Here is a 17177-nt window from a genome sequence, read left to right as displayed (position 1 = left end):
CGGAGGTTCAAGCGGCTCGCGCGGGCGGGTCATTTGGTGACTTTTGGGTTGGGGCGGACAGCACAAAGGTGAGTTGGTATGAACGCATATCCGAAGACTACCCCCATCGTCGCGGCCGATGCGATGCCGTCACAGCGGCAAGCGGGCCTGCGGCGGTTCTGCTCGGCAGGCGCGCTTCTTCTGGCCGTTGCCGCAAGCCTGGTCGCAGCCCCACATCCGTCGCGTGCGCAGGACGTGCAGAGCGCGCCTTCATTCGTCGATGATTTCACCAGTTTCGATCATTCGCGCTGGTATGTTTCCGACGGCTGGTCGAACGGCCCCCACCAGAATTGCACCTGGTCGAAGAGCCTGGTCGAGCTTTCCGACGGCGTGCTGACGCTCGGTTTCGAGAAGCGCCAGGTGAAGGACCGCGAATTCGCCTGCGGCGAGGTCCAGACCAAGAAGCGCTACGGCTACGGCACGTACGAAGCGCGCATGAAAACCGACACCGGATCCGGCCTCAACGCCGCCTTCTTTTCCTACATCGGTCCCGCCGACAAGCAGCCCTGGGACGAGATCGACTTCGAGGTCCTGACCAAGGACACCTCGAAGGTCCAGGTCAACACCTACATTTCCGGCAAGCCGAAGAACGAGAAGCTCGCCGATGTCGAGGGTGGCACCGACAAGGGCTTCAACGACTACGGCTTTGTCTGGGAAAAGGAGCGCTTGCGCTTCTACGTCAACGGCAAGCTGGTCCAGGAAGTGACCAACCCCGCGGAATTGCCGACCCATTCGCAGAAGATATTCTTCAGCCTCTGGGGCAGCGAAAAGCTGACCAACTGGATGGGCCCCTTTTCGGACCCTGGCCGCAAGGTCACAATGCAGGTCGAGCGCGTCGCGTTCACGGCATTGGGCGAACCATGCCAGTTCAAGGAATCGCTGGCGTGCGGCATAAATAGCGGCGCCAACAGCAACTAGGGTTATCATCCGAACCCAAGGTCGACGCGGCAAAGCCAGGAACCGATTTTGCCGCGCAGGCCTTAGGTTCGCTCAAACAGGAACAGCCGTGGGGATCACGGCCAGGCAACATTGAACCGGCCGGACCGAAGACGGCCCTGAACAGGAACAAAACCGAATGAATTTGACCGTCTTTGGAATTGGCTATGTCGGCCTCGTGCAGGCCGCGGTGCTGGCGGAGGTCGGGCACCAGGTGGTGTGCGTCGACATCGACGAGAAAAAGGTCGAGCGGCTCAACCAGGGCCTGATCCCGATCTTCGAGCCCGGGCTCGAAGCGCTCGTCAAGGAGAACCACGCGGCCGGCCGCATCCGCTTCACCACCGACGCCGTCGCCGCGGTCAAGCACGGCCAGATCCAGATGATCGCCGTGGGCACCCCGCCCGGCGAGGACGGTTCGGCCGATCTCAAATACGTGCTCGCCGTCGCCGAGGCCATCGGCCGCGAGATGGAGGCGCCCAAGATCGTCGTCGGCAAGTCGACGGTGCCGGTCGGCACCTGCGAGAAGATCAAGGCCCGGATCGCCGAAACGCTTAAGGCGAGAGGACGCGAGGATCTCGCTTTCGACGTCGCCTCCAATCCGGAATTCCTCAAGGAAGGCTCGGCCGTCGCCGACTGCATGAAGCCCGATCGCATCATCGTCGGCACGTCCAGCGAGGATACAGAGGCGGTGATGCGCGAACTCTATGCGCCGTTCAACCGCAACCACGAGAAGATGATCGTGATGGACGTGCGCAGCGCCGAGTTCACCAAATACGCCGCCAATTGCATGCTGGCGACCAAGATCAGCTTCATGAACGAGATGGCCAACCTGGCCGAGCAACTGGGCGCCGACATCGAGGAGGTGCGCAAAGGCATCGGCTCCGATCCGCGCATCGGCTACCACTTCATCTATCCCGGCCTCGGCTATGGCGGCTCGTGCTTTCCAAAGGACGTGCGCGCGCTAATCAAGACCGCCGAAGGCGTCAAGTTCGACGCCAAGCTGCTGCGCGCCGTCGAGGAGCGCAACAACGAGCAGAAGTCGGTGCTGTTCGACAAGGTGCACCGCTATTTCAAGGGCAACCTCAAGGGCAAGACCTTCGCGCTCTGGGGCCTGGCCTTCAAGCCCAACACCGACGACATGCGCGAGGCGCCTGCGCGCACGCTGATGGAGGCGCTGTGGCAGGCCGGCGCCAACGTGCAGGCCTACGATCCCGAGGCAATGCAGGAATGCCAGGCCATCTACGGCCTGCGCGACGACCTTTTGCTCTGCGGCACCAAGGAAGCGGCGCTGCGCGGCGCCGACGCGCTGTTGATCTGCACCGAATGGAAGAGCTTCCGCGCGCCCTCCTTCGATGCGCTGAAGGATGCGCTGACCACGCCGGTGATCTTCGACGGCCGCAACCTCTACGATCCCAAGGTCATCGCCCGCTACGGCATCGAATATTTCAGCATCGGCAGGATGGCGGCGTGAGGGCAGGGCGGCACAACAAGGAGCCAGGGTCCATGAAAGTTCTGTTTGCAGGCGGCAACGGCTACACGCCACAATTCAGCGGCGGTGTTCAGTCGAGCACGCACCATCTGGTCGAGCAGCTGCGCGAAAACGGTCATGAGGCCTCGGTCCTGGCGGCGCTGTTCGGCGACGGCATGTTCGGCTTCAAGGCGCGCGCCAAGATGAAACTGCTCCGCCAGCGCGCCGTCATCGACACCTTTCCCGGTTACCCGGTGGTGCGGGCATGGTTCCCCTGGGAGGCGGCGGGCTTCGCGGTCGAACGGTTGAAGCCCGATGTCGCGGTGGTCCAGTGCCACAAGTCGGTGCCGATTGGCAGGGAACTGCAGGCGCTGGGCGTGCCGCTGGTTGTCTATCTGAGGAATGTCGAATTCCATGAACTGGCTGGCGACCTGCGCGAACTGCGCTCGGCGCTCTACATCGCCAATTCGGAGTTCACCGCCCGCACCTACAAGGAAAAATTCGGCATCGATTCGACGGTGATTCCGCCCACCATCAATCCCGGAACTTACAGCACGCCGACGACCCGCGAGTTCGTGACGATGATCAACCCCTACAACGAAAAGGGATTCGAACTGGCGGTCCGCATTGCCGGCGAATGCCCTGAAATTCCGTTCCTGTTCGTCGAGAGCTGGATGCTTGACGACGACCACCGGGCTGAGATCGAAAGAACCATTGCTCCGCTGGGCAACGCCACCCTGGAAAGCCGCACCAGCGATATGAAGACGGTCTACGGCCGCACGAAGATTCTGCTTGCGCCCAGCAAATGGGAAGAGGCCTGGGGCAGGGTAGCATCCGAGGCCCATTGCAGCGGCATCCCTGTCGTCGGGTCCCGGCGCGGCGGGCTGCCGGAAGCGATCGGCGCCGGTGGCGTCGTGCTCGACTACGACGCTCCGCTCGCCGACTGGGTTGCGACGATCAGGCAATTGTGGAACGACAAGGCCGAGTACGACCGGCTTTCAGCAGCGGCGCTGTTGTTTTCAGAACGGCCGCAGATGAATCCGGACAAACAGTTCGCGACATTCCTTAATGTCCTCGACAATGCCAGGCGAAGCGGGCTGGAGCGTGCCGCCTGAAACCCGTCCTGGGGGCGACATGCACTAGCCGGATCCGCGCTCGCAGATAGGCCTCGCTAGCGCCGCGGGCGCGGGCTGTTGCGCAAGGCCTCATGCCCCCGGTTCCAGGCATTGCCTGGCTATCTCGTTTGTGATGTTGCAGTGCAATATTCTTGTGGCATCGCAGCAATCAACGTGTATTCTGTCCGTCTACATTAGGGCTTGCGCGACGCGGACCGCTTGGGGGTCTGGCCAAGTCCCAACCTTGCAGGCGGGCGATGCGCATGGGCTTTGTCGTGGGCGAATTCCCACTTCTCTCGGAAACTTTCGTTGCGGACCAGATGGCTGGGCTGCTGGAGCGCGGCTTCGAGGTCGAGGTCGTGTGCGACAGGATGAAAGGTGACGACCGAATAGACCGGCAAAGCGAGCCGATGGCGACGCTGCTGGCCAGAACCCGGCATTGGTGGAGTTGGGCCGCTGGAATCCGCGAATTCGTACGGCGGCTGCCGCCGGGCCTGCGATACAAGGTTTCGACCGCTCTTGATATGGTTTTTGCGCGCCGCCTGAACCGCTGTGACGTGATTGTCGCTCACTTCGGACAGAACGGCGAGAGAGCTGCTGCGCTGAAGAAATGGAAGTTCCTCAAGCCGCCGGTCATAACCATCTTTCACGGCGCAGATGTCGCCATCCCGTCGCGGCAGGCAGTGCTTGCAACACAATATGCTGGGCTCATCAAGCATGGGACCTTGAACCTGACGGTCAACGATTTCTTCCGCGGGCTTCTTCTCGAAGCCGGCATGTCCCCGGCGAGCACTACGGTCCACCACATGGGAATCGATGCCCGCGAGATCAGCTACCGCTGGGAATCGTGGGAGGGCACCCCGCTGATCGTGACAACGGTTTGCCGCCTGGTGGAGAAGAAGGGCGTCGAGTTCGCCTTGCGTGCCTTGGCCGCACTCGCGGCCTCCCATCCGCAGATAGACTGGCGCTACGATATTATCGGGGACGGTCCACTGCGGATGGATTTGGAGAGGCTGGCCGCGGAGCTGGGCTTGACGGGACGCGTAACATTCCTTGGCAGTCTTCCCCACATGGAGGTGAAACGACGGCTTCGCGCGGCGCATCTCTTTTTGCTGCCGAGTATCACCGCCAGCAACGGGGACATGGAGGGCATCCCGGTCGCGCTTATGGAAGCCATGGCCGCCGGGCTGATTGCGGTCAGCACGGTTCACTCGGGGATCCCCGAGCTCATCCAGGACCTGGAGACAGGATTTCTCGCACCCGAGCGGGATGTTTCGACGCTTGCCGGCAAACTTGCCTGGGTCGCCGAACACCCGAAGGAATGCGAAGCTGTCGCGCTTGCCGCTCGTCGCAAGGTCGAGGAAGAGTTCAACGCAGATATGCTGAATGAACGTTTTGCGCAGATCGTTACCCAACTGGCCGCGCTAGGGTCAGCAAATGAATCCACCAGGCATATCAGCTTTGCCAAGGTCCTTACGGGCAGCCTGCCGGCTGACACTGCGCCTCAGTGATTGATTCAACGGCGGCGTGAAGTTGCGGGAAATCTTGCTACGCTGCAGCAAAAATGTTGCAGTGCAGCAAGACCTGTACTAACGTTCCCCGCGGGTGGGCCTAACAGCGGTCAAGTTTCATGCTGCATGTCTTGTGCCTCGGGCACGACGTTTCCGGCCCGGCTGTCATTGAGAGCACACCGGCTCCCGGCGCGGTCGAAGATGATTTCCCACAGCCATCCCGCAAGGTTTGCGCACGTCCCGCGTGGTCGTGCGGAACGGGGCGCCTGGTCGATATCCGCGCGAGCGCATCCTGCCGATGAAGATTTGCTTCGTGGTGGACAAGTTTCCTTCATTGTCCGAGACTTTCGTCCTCGACCAGATAGCCGGATGCCTTGAACACGGCATGGAAGTCGGCGTCGTCTGCAACGAGACGACCTTCGGCAAGGAACACAATATCGACGATCGGCGCTGGCAGGCGCTGCCCGGCAAGGTCGTGTGCTGGTGGGGTAGCCTCGGCCGCTATCGGCCACTCCTCAGGAAATGGTCAGGCAGGCTGTGGGACAAGCTCTCGACCGCCCTCGATCTCGTCAACGCGCACAAATTGCGGAAGGCCGACGTCATCGTTGCGCATTTCGGCACCAACGGCCTGCGCGTCGCCCGCGTCATCAAGCGGGGCAGGATTTCCGCACCGCTGGTGACGATATTCCATGGCAATGATGTCGGCGGGCCGATGCATGACAATACGCTTGGACGCTACAAGACCGTGTTCGAAGAAGGCGTTCTCCAACTGCCGGTGAATGCCTTTTTCAGCAGCGCCCTGATCGATGTCGGGGCACCGCCAGCGAAGGTCGTGGTGCACCATATGGGCGTGCGGCCTGGCGAGATAGAGTACCGGTGGCGGTCCTGGGAGCGGGACACGCTGTCATTCATCTCTGTTTGCCGTCTGACCGAGAAGAAGGGCATCGAGTATGCGCTTCGTGCGCTTGCCGCCCTGCCGCGCCGCGACTGGATCTATTCGGTGATCGGCGGCGGCGAACTGCTGGAAGAGCTGAAGCGGCTTGCCGCCGATCTCGGCATCGCCGACAGGGTGACTTTCCTCGGCCCACGCCCGCATGCCGAGGTCAAGCAGCGCCTGCGCGATGCCCATGTGTTTGTTCTGCCAAGCGTCGGCGCGCGCGATGGCGATCTCGAGGGCATACCGGTTGCCCTCATGGAGGCCATGGCCGCCGGCTTGACGGTGGTCAGCACTTATCATTCGGGCATTCCCGAGCTGATCGAGGACCAGAAGACAGGTTTTCTCGCGCCCGAGCGGGACGTCGCGGCGCTGACCGGCAAACTCTCCTGGATCGCCGAGAACCCAAAGCTGTGTGAGCCGATCGCGCTCGCTGCGCGAAAGAAGATCGAGGCGGATTTCAATGCGGACATGCTCAACGAGCGGTTCGCCCAGATGGCAACGCAGCTTTGTAAGATGAGATCGCCCGTATGAATGCCAACCCGCCTCCTCAGTTCGGCCGCGTCGCCCTGCGAGGCGGGCTGGTCACGGCCGGCTCGCAAGGCTTCAAGATGGTGATCCAGTTCATCTCGGTCATCATCCTGGCCCGACTTCTTGTGCCCGAGGATTTCGGCCTGGTGGCGTCCGTCGGACCGATCGTCGCCTTCGTCGGATTGCTGCAAAACCTTGGCCTGCAGCAGGCGCTGGTCCAGCGCAAGGACATCAGCGACCGACAGCTCAATCAGGTTTTCTGGGTCAGCGCGCTTGTCGGATTGGGCAGTTCCGTGGTGGTTGCAGCCCTCGCGCCGGCCATTGCCGCCTTCTACGGCGATCAGCGCATGCTCGGCATCACCCTTGCCTCTGCTCTGCCGCTGCTGCTTGGCAGTATTGCCGCGGTGCCGCTGGCGCTGATGAACCGCCACCTGCAATTCGGCCAGCTGGCGCTCAACGATGTCGTAACCGCCGCTGCCGGACTTCTCGCCGCCGCGATCGCGGCCTGGGCGGGAATGGGCTACTGGTCGCTGGTGTTGGGGCCGGCTGTCGCGGCAGTCGTTGCGCTGGCTGCAGCATGGCTGGTGGTCCGTTGGACGCCGTCGCGGCCAGACCTGAAGGTCGACGGCGATATATTGTCGTTCGGCGCCAATCTGACCGGCTTCAACCTCGTCAACTTTTTCTCGCGCAATCTCGACAACATCCTCATCGGAAAATATTCCGGTGCAATCGAGCTCGGCTATTACGACCGTGCTTACAAGCTGCTGTTGTTTCCATTGCAGAACATCACCCAGCCGCTGACGCGCGTGATGGTGCCTCTGCTCAGCCGAATTCACGAGGACAAGGCGCGGTTTCGCGACCTTTACGTGCGAACCAACTGGATGCTGGCGGCCGTAACCATGCCTGGTATCGCGGCGCTGACGCTGACCTCGGATCAGGTGGTCGCGCTCCTTTTCGGGCCGCGCTGGACCGCCGTGGCGCCTATTTTTGCCTGGCTCGGCATCGCCAGCCTGACGCAGTCCGTCTCAAGCACCACGGGGTGGATATTCATCTGCCAGGGCAAGACCAAAACCATGTTTCAGTGGGGCATCTACTCGTCGCTGACGACGGTCGCCGCCTTCATCGTCGGCCTGCATTGGGGCGCTGTCGGCGTCGCGGCCGCCTACGCGATCAGCGGCTACGTGCTGCGCGTTCCGGTGCTTGCCGTGCTGGTCCATCGTGTCGGCCCGGTGACTGCCGGCGATTTCCTGATCATGCAGGGGCTCTTCATCGTCTCGTCCCTGCTCGCCTGGCTGGCCTATCTGGGGCTGCCGGCGTCGCTCACGGCCCAATCAGACCTTCTCGCCGTGGCCCTGGCGCTATGCCTCAACTACGGGCTTGCCCTCGTCTTGATGCTGATCTTTCCCCAATCGCGTAGGATGCTTTCCGCCACCCTTCCCAACATCGCGCGCAACATCCGCTGAAGCACCTGGAATAAGTGGCTTCAGCAAGCCTGTGGCCGACATTGCCGAAGCATGCTCTTCAAGCACGGCCTGCAGGCTGGTACGGCGATACTGGTCGAGGTTGGCGGCAAACCTGCCGAGCTTTTCGGCTGCCTCCTGCGGCGTCACCGTGTCGATGTCGAGCAACAGGTCTGCGACACCGACGCGCTTGGCGACTTCCTTGGTCTTGAATTCATAGGCGATCGGCAGCACCGGCGTGCCGACGCAAAGCGACATGATCATCATGTGCATGCGCGTCGCGACGACGAAGTCGAAGCCTTTCACCAGCGCCATCAACTGGTCCGGGGTGTGGAACGAAGCGTCCACGCTGACATGCTTGGCGATCTCCGGATCAAGCTCAGCTACGATTGCGCGCGCCGTCTTGGAATCGTCATGCGCGTATTCCGGCACGCCCTGGCAGGTGGAGACGAAGGTCACTTCCTTGCCGTGATCCCTGACGAGGATGGTTGCGATTTCGCGTACCGAATCGAGATAGCGGCGCATGCCACCTTCACCGTCATTGACATAGTTCCAGTAGCGGACGGAGATGGCGACGCGGCCCGTTTCCGCCGGCGGTTGGGCGGAAGCCAGCCGTTTCCCGATCCTGTCCGTATCGGCGAGCGCAAAGACGGCATCGGCCACGACGTGGCACTTACCGGGCTCCTTCACCATGTCCAGTATGTGGTTTCTGGAGCGCTCGTCGCGAAGCAGGATGAGCGGGCTCCGGTCGAAGATCGGGCCCAGTTCCTGTCGATTGTAACTTTTGTTGAACGGACCGAGGGATTGCGTGAAGAAAACCGGATCCTTACCGAGGATCGCATCGACACGGAATTGGTTCAGGCGCCTTTCGAGATTGTAATTCTCGACCAGATAGGTGCCGCCTGTCGTGACCACGAGACCGGCGTTCCGATAGATATCGAGGCTGCGGCGGGCGCTTTCGCCGAACAAGATGCGGCTGATGAAGGTTTCGGTGCCGAAACGCTGCAAAACCTGAAGGACGAGCCGGTTATAATGCGGTTTTAGCCGGTGTTTCAGCCCGCTGCCGTAGCTGTAACGGAACATGGTTTCCGACAGCAGCTTGTGAAATTCGAGATCCGGGTAATCCTTCTTCGGGTAGAGTTTTGCGGCGACTTCAGGCTGGCTGTCGAAGACGAAGAACCGCGGTTCGTCGCCGACAACTGCCTTGAGGATATGGCGGATCGCCAGCAGAATTGCTGCATCCCCGGTATTCAGGCAGACTGTGTTTTCAACGACGATGTTCATCGTATCACCCCATTCGTGAGTTGGTTCTACGGTCAGGCAGCTGGATCTGGTCGGCATCCGTGTAGCCGTCCAAGCGCGGCATAGGGCCAACGGTTGGCTGGCGCTCGAGCACAGCCAAGATTAACGCATGTTTTTTGCAGCGCAACAAAAATGCTCGCTTTCTTGCTACACTGCACCAAAAATGTTGCGATGCAGCAAGAGCTGTACTAACTTCGCCGTGGGTGGGCCAACAGCGGTCGAGTTTCATGCTGCATGTCTTGTACCTTGTGCATGACGTATCCGACCCGGCGGTTCGCCGGCGGATCACAATGCTCAGGGCAGGCGGCGCCAAGGTGACGCTGGCGGGTTTCCGCCGCACCACCAGCCCGGTTGCCGACATCGAAGGATTGCGCCCGATCGATCTCGGCGCGACGCGCGATGGCCGATTCGGCCAGCGTCTGGCGGCGGTCGCCAGGGCGGCGTTCGGGATCGGCGCGAAGCTGGCGGCGATGCCGAGGCCCGACCTCATTATTGCGCGCAACCTCGAAATGCTGGCGCTTGCCCGCCGCGCCAAGGCCGCGCTCGGCGCCAGGGTTCCGCTCGTCTACGAATGCCTCGACATCCATCGCCTGGTGCTGCGCGACGATCTGGTCGGCAAGGCGCTGCGCGGCGCGGAACGTTATCTCGCCCGCGACGTTAAGCTCCTCGTGACCTCGTCTCCGGCCTTCATCGCCAATTATTTCAAGCCGTTCGGTCAGGTCGCCGCGCCCGTCGAACTGGTCGAGAACAAATATTTCGACACCGCGGCCGTGGCCGTTGATGAACGATTGAAGGCGCAGAGTCCCGCCGCACCCCCTTGGCGCATCGGCTGGTTCGGCGCCCTGCGCTGCCGCCGCTCGCTGGAGCTGCTGGCTGAGTTCACCCGCCGTCGCGAAGGACGTTTCGAGGTCGTCCTGCGCGGCCGTCCGGCGCTCTCCGAATTTCCCGATTTCCACGCTTTCGTCGAGGCCGAGCCCTGGCTCTCCTTTCGCGGACCCTACCGCAACCCGGAGGACATGGCGGCGATCTATGGCGACGTGCATTTTTCCTGGGCCATCGACTTCTTCGAAGCCGGGCAGAACTCCGAATGGCTGCTGCCCAACCGCCTTTACGAGGGCTGCCGCTTCGGCGCCGTGCCGATCTCGATGGGCCACACCGAAACTGGCCGTTTCCTCAACCAGCAGGACATCGGCGTCCTCTTGTCCGAGGCCACGCCCGAAGGGCTCGAAACGGCGCTCGGACGGATGGAGCAGGAACGCTTCGGCAAGCTCAAGACCCGCGTGCTGGCCCGCAATCCGAGGACCTGGAGCTACGACCGCAGCGACTGCCGCGCCTTCGTCGACAAGCTGCGCGGCCTTGTGGCGGCGCCCGGGCCCTTCGCGGCCGAAGCGCTGGCATAGGATGGAAAGAACCGCATGACGTCAAACGCAGTGCCAGCATCGAGTCTGATCGTGATTCCGTGCCTGAACGAGGCCGCCCATATCGGAGCGCTGCTCGAGCAGTTGCAACCCGCCGCGCAAAGGCTCGGCGCCCTGATCGTCGTTGCCGACGGCGGCAGCGCCGACGGGACGCTTGGCATCGTCGAGGGGATCGCCCGGCACGATGCGCGGGTCGTGCTCATGCACAATCCGAAGCGCATCCAGAGTGCCGCGATCAATCTCGCGGTCGCCAGCCATGGCGATGGCGCGCGCTACCTCATCCGCATCGATGCGCATGGCGGCTACCCCGACGATTATTGCGACCGGCTGGTTGAGGAGGCTTCGGCCACCGGCGCCGATTCGGTCGTCGTCTCCATGCTGACCAGCGGCACCGGCGCGGTGCAGAAGGCGGTGGCGGCGGCACAGAATTCCAAGCTCGGCACCGGCGGCTCCAAGCACCGGCACCAGTCGGCCGGCGAATGGGTCGATCACGGCCACCACGCGTTGATGCGCATAGCGGCCTTTTCCGCGGTCGGCGGCTATGACGAGACCTTCAGCCACAATGAGGATGCCGAGCTCGACTACCGGCTGCGCCAGGCCGGCCACCGCATCTGGATGAGCGGCAGGACGCACATGATCTATTATCCGCGCTCGTCGCTGAAGAGCCTCTATTTCCAGTATCTCGGCTACGGCCGCGGCCGCGCCAGGAACGTGCTCAAGCACCGCATGGTGCCCAAGCTGCGGCAGATGATCCCGCTGCTGGTGTTCCCGGTCGTCCTGCTTGCCGCCTTCTCCTTCGTCCACTGGCTGGCGGCGGTGCCGTTCATGGTGTGGGCGGCGGTCTGCCTCGGCTACGGCCTCGCGACCGCCATCAGGCAGCGTAACCCAGGACTTACGCTTGTCGGCGTGTCGGCGATGGTCATGCATTTCGGCTGGTCCGTCGGCTTCTGGCTGCAGCTCCTCGGGCGCCGATCGCAGCGCGGGGTGGCGTGATGGTCGGCAACACCCGCTCCATCGATATCTGCGTCTGCACGTTCCGGCGGCCCGAGCTTGCCGACACGCTGCGCTCCATCGCCGCCATGGACAGGCCCGCCGGCTTCGAGATCGGCGTGGTCGTCGCCGACAATGACGACCAGCCGAGCGCTCAGCCGCTGGTGAAGGCGCTGGCGCAGGAACTGAAGCTGCCGATCCGCTACCGCCACGCGCCGGCGCGCAACATCTCGATCGCCCGCAACGCCTGCCTCGACGCCAGCGTGTCGGACCTTGTCGCCTTCATCGACGACGACGAGACCGCTTCGGTGCGCTGGCTGGCCGAGCTCGTGGCGACTGCCGAGGCGAGCGGCGCCACCGCCGTGCTCGGACCGGTGCGGGCGCGCTACGGGTCGGATGCGCCGGCCTGGATGCGCAAGGGCGATTTCCACTCGACCCTGCCGGTCTGGGTGCGCGGCGAGATCCGCACCGGCTATACCTGCAATGTCCTCTTGAGAACCAGCGAAGCGAGCCTGCGCGGCCGCCGCTTCAGCCTGGCGCGTGGCCAGACCGGCGGCGAGGACACCGAGTTCTTCGACACCATGGTCAGGGACGGCGGCCGCATCGCCTTTGCGCCGGATGCGCTGGTCGAGGAAGTCGTGCCGCATGCCAGGGCGGCCTTCGACTGGCTGCGCCGCCGCCGCTTCCGCTTCGGGCAGACGCACGGACACCTCATCGGGCACGGCGCGAGCGGCATCAGGCGCGTCGCGCAAGTCGGCCTCGCCTCGGCCAAGGCCGCCTACTGCTTCGCCATGGCGGCGCTGACCGCGATCAGCCCGGTGCGCAGGAACCGCAGCGTGCTGCGCGGCATCATGCATGTCGGCGTCGTCAGCGGCCTCGTCGGCGTGCGCGAGATCCGCCAGTACGGCCTGTCCTCGCCGCAGCAAGGGGGCAAGCATGCAGCCTGACGTCAGCTTCGTCATCGCCGCCTACAATGCCGAGGCAACGCTCGACCGGGCGATCGCCAGCGCCATGGCCCAGCGCGACGTTTCCGTGGAGATCATCGTCGTCGACGACTGCTCGCGCGACCGGACGCTCGACGTGGCGCGCTCCTATCCCGAGGACATCGTGCGCGTCGTCGCGCTTCAGCGCAATCGCGGCCCCGGTGGCGCCAGGAACGCCGGCCTCGAGGCCGCGCGCGGCCGGTGGGTGGCGGTGCTCGATTCCGACGATGCCGTCTATCCCGGCCGGATATGCACGATGATCGCGCGGGCCGAGAAGGCGGGCGCGGTGATCGCGGTCGACAACCTCCAGGTCGTGCGCGAGGACGGCGTGCCCGAGGACACGATGTTCCCGGCCGACTATCTCGAGGGCCTGGCCGAAATCTCGCTCGCCGACTACATCGCCGGCAACATCGTCTTCGAGTCGCGCTTCAATCTCGGCTATCTCAAGCCGATCTTCCAGCGCGATTTCCTCGAGGAGAGCGGCCTTCGCTACGACGAGAAGCTGATCATCGGCGAGGATTACATCCTGCTCGCCAGCGCGCTCGCCAGGGGCGGCAAATGTGTGGTCGAGCCGACGACCGGCTACGTCTACCACATCCGTACCGGATCGATCTCCCGCGTGCTGGAGCTGCATCATGTCCAGGCGATGCTTGGGGCGGATGCCGCTTTCGCGAGCACTTATTCCAATTCCATGGAAGGCAAGGCGCAGGCCGCGTTCCTGAGGCGCGGCCGCAGCCTGCGCCGGGCGGCTTCGTTCCTGTCATTGGTCCAGCACATCAAGGCGCGGTCGCCGCTCAAGGCGATATGGACGGCGCTCAGTGATCCGGCGGCGGTCAGGCATATGAGCATGCCGATCGCCGTCCGGCTGCGAAGGGTTGCGGCACAGTTTGCCGTGGGGCGGGGAGGTGAGAGTGCGGGCTGACGGAGAGTGGGTTCGGAGCCTGCGGCATATTGAAATCGATCTTCTCAAAAGGACTATGCGATGAAGAAAGTCAGGAAGGCAGTCATACCGGTGGCGGGGCTTGGAACGCGGTTCCTGCCGGCGACCAAGTCGATGCCGAAGGAAATGCTGCCCGTGGTCGACAAGCCGGTCGTCCAATATGCGGTGGACGAAGCCTTCGAGGCAGGCATCGAGCACATCGTCTTCGTGACCGGCCGCAACAAGGCGGTCATCGAGGACTATTTCGACCTGCATCCTGAATTGATCGGGACCCTCGAGCAGACCGGCAAGAAGGCGCAGCTGCAGTCGCTGGAAAGCCTGCTGCCCGTCGCCGGCGCCACCTCCTTCATCCGCCAGCAGTCGCCGCAGGGCCTCGGCCATGCGGTGTGGTGCGCGCGCGAGGTGATCGGCGACGAGCCGTTCGCCCTGCTCCTGCCCGACATGGTCTCCTTCGGCGGCCGCGGCTGCCTTGCCGAGACCGTCGACCTCTATCAGCGCACCGGCGGCAACGTCATCGCCGTCGAGCGTTGCGAGCCGAGCGAGACCAGCAAATACGGCATCGTCGGCCGTGGCGCCGAGATCGGCAGCGGCTTCGAGGTGACCGCCATGGTCGAGAAGCCGGCGCCCGCCAATGCGCCGTCGAATTTCTACATCAACGGCCGCTATGTCCTGCAGCCGGAGATCTTCGCCCTGCTCGGCAACCAGCAGCGCGGTGCCGGCAACGAGATCCAGCTCACCGACGCCATGGTGCGGCTGGCGCAGAGCCAGTCCTTCTATGCCCAGCCCTTCAATGGCCGCATGTTCGACTGCGGCTCCAAGGAAGGCTTCATCGAGGCCACCATCGCCTTTGCGCTGGCGCGCGACGACATGAAAGGACCGGTCTTCGAGATGCTGCAGCAATTCGTCCGGACGCACGAGCGCCGGGAAGAAGCCGCATAATGCCCATCTTTTGGGTGCATATGCGTATCGATGATGGCGCGACAGACGCCGCCGCGCTTGGCCGACCCGGCCAAGCGCTTTCTGGCATGAATGTTGCGTGGTCTTTTCTGGTGACGACGCCAATCTTCGAAGGCCGATAGAGCCTGCAACCTGGAATTGGACCGACGATGAACTATGCCAATTTTCCCCTCGACAAGAGGATGCCATTGCCCAGCGCGGACGCGGAAAAAGGTGAGGACTTCATCGACATCGAACGCCTGCTCGGCATGGCCGCTCGGCAGGTCAAGGTGGTGGCCGTGTGCGCGGTCATCGGCCTGTTCCTCGGCGTGCTCTATCTGCAGACCACGCCCAAGCAGTACATGTCGGTCGCTAGCGTCCTGATCGACGAGGGATTGAACAAGGTCGTCGACGACATCTCCGCCGCTTCCGTCACCATGCAGACGGACGCCGCCTTGCTCAGCCAGATCGAGATCATCAACTCGGCGCGCCTGGCTTCGGTGGTGGTCGACAAGCTGAAGCTCGATCAGAACCAGGACTTCATGAACCCGCCGCAATCGGCTCTGGCCAAGGGCATCGGTTTCGTGCGCGGCGTGATCGGCTATTTCCGCAGCAGCTCCGCCGACCAGCTCCCCGGCATCGAGAATGTCGACGCCGCCACGCGCGACGCCATGATCAAGGAAGCGAGCCACGACTACGCCGTGCTGAAGCTGCAGAACGAGGTGCTGGCGCAGCGCAATGGCCGCAGCTACGTCATCGCCATCGCCTACCAGTCGCCGAATCCGGCGCTGGCGACGGCGATCACCAAGGCCTATTCCGAGGCCTATCTGGCCGACCAGCTCAACGCCAGCTTCGACGCCACCGAACGCGCGGCGGTCTGGCTGCAGGGCCGCTTGACGGAGCTTCGCGAAAGCTCGCAGAAGGCGTCGATGGCGGTCGAGATGTTCCGGGCCGAGCACGGACTGTCCGCCAACAGCGACGGGCAGCTGATGAGCGACAAGCAGCTCGCCGATCTGAATGCCCAGCTCATCGTCGCGCAGGCCGACACGGCCCGCGCCAGCGCCCGCTATCAGCAATACAAGGCGATCGTCGATAGCGGCTCCGACAACGCCTTCAACGATTCCGCCATCGCGAGCGATCAGCCGAGCAGCTCGGTCATCACGACGCTCAAGACCCGCTATCTCGCCATCGCCAAGCGTCTGCAGGACGTTTCGGCCAACTATGGCGCGGACCATCCCCAGGCGGTGGCGCTTGCCAAGGAGAAGGCCGATGTGTCGGCGCAGATCTTCGGCGAGTTGAAGCAGCTTACCGAAAATTACCGCAACGAATATGAGGTGGCTCAGACACGTGAGACGGCGCTCAGGCAGAAGATCGCCGACGCGGCCGGCAAGAGCTCCATCGACAACCAGTCGCAGGTCAAGCTGCGCGATCTGACCCAGCAGGCGACGGCGCTCACCACGCTCTACCAGACGTTCCTCGGCCGCTATGAGGAGGCCTCGCAGCAGCAGTCCTTCCCGGTCGGCAAGGTGCGCATCATTTCCGATGCGACGATGCCGCTCTCTGCCGCCAGCCCGCGCACGTCCAAGGTGCTGGCGCTCTTCCTCGTGCTTGGCGTGCTGGCTGGCGCCGGATTTGGCGGCCTGAACGAGTTCAACGAGCGCTTCTTCAGGACCGGCGACGACATCCGCGACCGCGTCGGCCTCAAATTCCTCGGCTACCTGCCGACGATCGGCGGCGGCAGGTCGGGCAAGGACAACAAGCCCGACGACGCCGAAACCGATCCCAAGGTCGCCAGCCTGTCGGCGGCGGAGAAACGGGCGCGCATGCGGGTCAGCATCGATGCGCCGGCATCGATGTTCGCCGAAACGCTGCGCAACGCCAAGATCGCCTTCGACGTGGTGATGGAAGGCCAGGGCAGCCGTGTCATCGGCGTGATCTCGCTTCTGCCCGGCGAGGGCAAGTCGACGGTGGCGGCGAACCTGGCGGGGCTGCTGGCCGCCAACGGCGCCAGGACGCTGCTGATCGATGGCGATCTGCGCAATCCCGGGCTCAGCCGCAGCCTTGGCATGGAAACCGAGCAAGGGCTGATGGAAGCGGTGGTCAGCGGCCAGACCTGGCAGTCGGTCGGCAAGGTCGACCGGCAGACCAAGCTGGCGATCATCCCGGCGGTGCTGCGCGGCCAGTTCTCGCACACCAGCGAGCTGCTCTCCTCGGCCGGCATGCGCCGCTTCATCGACAACGCCAAGGAGACGTTCGAATACATCGTCGTCGACCTGCCGCCGCTGGGTCCCGTGGTTGACGCCAAGGCCTTCGCGCCGCTCGTCGACGGATTCGTGCTGGTCACCGAATGGGGCCGCACGCCGCGCGCCATGGTGCGCTCGATGCTGGAATCGGAGCCCTACGTCGCCAACAAGATCATTGGCGCCGTGCTCAACAAGGTCGATCTGAAGCGGCTGGCGAAATACGGATCGCTCGGTGGCTCCGAGAAATTCTTCGACCGCTATTCGACCTACTATCTGGAGAAGTCGGACGCGCGCACCAAACAGGCTGCGTGACGCAATTCCTGAAAAGGCGTGGACGGTTTTCCGTCCGAAAAATCGCGCCAAAGAGACAG

General features: G+C 63.5%; 13 protein-coding genes. 12 read left to right on the top strand and 1 reads right to left on the bottom strand.

Annotation, left to right across the window (positions count from 1 at the left end; all coding sequences use genetic code 11):
• The first annotated feature begins 78 nt into the window (after positions 1–78).
• The 6 genes from exoK (at position 79) to PU724_RS09715 (ending at position 7997) form a co-directional block, all read left to right on the top strand.
• Positions 79–957, top strand: coding sequence for an endo-1,3-1,4-beta-glycanase ExoK (exoK, locus tag PU724_RS09740; RefSeq protein WP_354420312.1), 879 nt, complete (start codon positions 79–81; stop codon positions 955–957).
• 157 nt (positions 958–1114) lie between these two features.
• Complete coding sequence (locus PU724_RS09735; RefSeq protein WP_127286256.1) at positions 1115–2446, top strand: UDP-glucose dehydrogenase family protein; 1332 nt, start codon at positions 1115–1117, stop codon at positions 2444–2446.
• A gap of 32 nt (positions 2447–2478) precedes the next feature.
• Positions 2479–3558 (top strand): glycosyltransferase, encoded by a 1080-nt coding sequence (locus PU724_RS09730; protein WP_127286255.1) that lies wholly within the window; start codon positions 2479–2481, stop codon positions 3556–3558.
• A gap of 263 nt (positions 3559–3821) precedes the next feature.
• Positions 3822–5069 (top strand): glycosyltransferase, encoded by a 1248-nt coding sequence (locus PU724_RS09725; RefSeq protein ID WP_354420311.1) that lies wholly within the window; start codon positions 3822–3824, stop codon positions 5067–5069.
• A 385-nt stretch (positions 5070–5454) separates the two neighbouring features.
• Positions 5455–6537: a glycosyltransferase gene (locus tag PU724_RS09720; RefSeq protein ID WP_426213145.1), complete on the top strand. Its 1083-nt coding sequence runs from the start codon at positions 5455–5457 to the stop codon at positions 6535–6537.
• Complete coding sequence (locus PU724_RS09715) at positions 6534–7997, top strand: lipopolysaccharide biosynthesis protein (RefSeq protein ID WP_292170105.1); 1464 nt, start codon at positions 6534–6536, stop codon at positions 7995–7997. Before PU724_RS09720 ends, PU724_RS09715 begins: the two co-directional genes overlap by 4 nt.
• Here the strand turns inward: PU724_RS09715 and PU724_RS09710 are convergent.
• Positions 7893–9278 (bottom strand): polysaccharide pyruvyl transferase family protein, encoded by a 1386-nt coding sequence (locus PU724_RS09710; RefSeq protein WP_354420310.1) that lies wholly within the window; start codon positions 9276–9278, stop codon positions 7893–7895. The two genes, PU724_RS09715 and PU724_RS09710, sit on opposite strands and share 105 nt — an antisense overlap.
• A 245-nt stretch (positions 9279–9523) precedes the next feature.
• Between PU724_RS09710 and PU724_RS09705 the strand changes: the two genes are divergently transcribed.
• From PU724_RS09705 to PU724_RS09680, 6 genes are all read left to right on the top strand, one after another.
• The gene (locus tag PU724_RS09705; RefSeq protein WP_135857900.1) at positions 9524–10696 is read left to right on the top strand and encodes a glycosyltransferase; all 1173 of its coding nucleotides are present in this window, start codon (positions 9524–9526) and stop codon (positions 10694–10696) included.
• A 15-nt stretch (positions 10697–10711) separates the two neighbouring features.
• Positions 10712–11707 carry a glycosyltransferase family 2 protein gene (locus PU724_RS09700; protein ID WP_354420309.1) on the top strand — a complete coding sequence of 332 codons (996 nt, stop codon included), beginning with the start codon at positions 10712–10714 and terminating at the stop codon, positions 11705–11707.
• On the top strand, positions 11707–12651 hold the full coding sequence (locus PU724_RS09695) for a glycosyltransferase family 2 protein (protein ID WP_354420308.1): 945 nt from the start codon (positions 11707–11709) through the stop codon (positions 12649–12651). Before PU724_RS09700 ends, PU724_RS09695 begins: the two co-directional genes overlap by 1 nt.
• Entirely contained in the window at positions 12641–13609 is a 969-nt protein-coding gene (locus PU724_RS09690; RefSeq protein WP_354420307.1) for a glycosyltransferase family 2 protein, read from the top strand. The genes PU724_RS09695 and PU724_RS09690 overlap by 11 nt, the downstream gene beginning before the upstream one ends.
• A 60-nt stretch (positions 13610–13669) precedes the next feature.
• A complete protein-coding gene (gene galU / locus PU724_RS09685) occupies positions 13670–14566 on the top strand; it encodes a UTP--glucose-1-phosphate uridylyltransferase GalU (protein WP_127391423.1) in 897 nt (298 codons plus the stop codon).
• Between the two features lie 167 nt (positions 14567–14733).
• A complete protein-coding gene (locus PU724_RS09680) occupies positions 14734–17118 on the top strand; it encodes a polysaccharide biosynthesis tyrosine autokinase (RefSeq protein ID WP_127284768.1) in 2385 nt (794 codons plus the stop codon).
• Positions 17119–17177: the final 59 nt, after the last annotated feature.

It is taken from the genome of Mesorhizobium abyssinicae (genome assembly GCF_049887195.1).
GTDB lineage: Bacteria > Pseudomonadota > Alphaproteobacteria > Rhizobiales > Rhizobiaceae > Mesorhizobium > Mesorhizobium abyssinicae.
The sequence above is the reverse complement of the archived record's forward strand: the minus strand, read 5'-3'. Positions and strand labels throughout refer to the sequence as shown.

Coding starts and splice junctions, on each gene's coding strand:
- exoK (WP_354420312.1), top strand. CDS start 79: ATGAACGCATATCCGAAGACTACCCCCATCGTCGCGGCCGATGCGATG.
- PU724_RS09735 (WP_127286256.1), top strand. CDS start 1,115: ATGAATTTGACCGTCTTTGGAATTGGCTATGTCGGCCTCGTGCAGGCC.
- PU724_RS09730 (WP_127286255.1), top strand. CDS start 2,479: ATGAAAGTTCTGTTTGCAGGCGGCAACGGCTACACGCCACAATTCAGC.
- PU724_RS09725 (WP_354420311.1), top strand. CDS start 3,822: ATGGGCTTTGTCGTGGGCGAATTCCCACTTCTCTCGGAAACTTTCGTT.
- PU724_RS09720 (WP_426213145.1), top strand. CDS start 5,455: ATGGAAGTCGGCGTCGTCTGCAACGAGACGACCTTCGGCAAGGAACAC.
- PU724_RS09715 (WP_292170105.1), top strand. CDS start 6,534: ATGAATGCCAACCCGCCTCCTCAGTTCGGCCGCGTCGCCCTGCGAGGC.
- PU724_RS09710 (WP_354420310.1), bottom strand. CDS start 9,278: ATGAACATCGTCGTTGAAAACACAGTCTGCCTGAATACCGGGGATGCA.
- PU724_RS09705 (WP_135857900.1), top strand. CDS start 9,524: ATGCTGCATGTCTTGTACCTTGTGCATGACGTATCCGACCCGGCGGTT.
- PU724_RS09700 (WP_354420309.1), top strand. CDS start 10,712: ATGACGTCAAACGCAGTGCCAGCATCGAGTCTGATCGTGATTCCGTGC.
- PU724_RS09695 (WP_354420308.1), top strand. CDS start 11,707: ATGGTCGGCAACACCCGCTCCATCGATATCTGCGTCTGCACGTTCCGG.
- PU724_RS09690 (WP_354420307.1), top strand. CDS start 12,641: ATGCAGCCTGACGTCAGCTTCGTCATCGCCGCCTACAATGCCGAGGCA.
- galU (WP_127391423.1), top strand. CDS start 13,670: ATGAAGAAAGTCAGGAAGGCAGTCATACCGGTGGCGGGGCTTGGAACG.
- PU724_RS09680 (WP_127284768.1), top strand. CDS start 14,734: ATGAACTATGCCAATTTTCCCCTCGACAAGAGGATGCCATTGCCCAGC.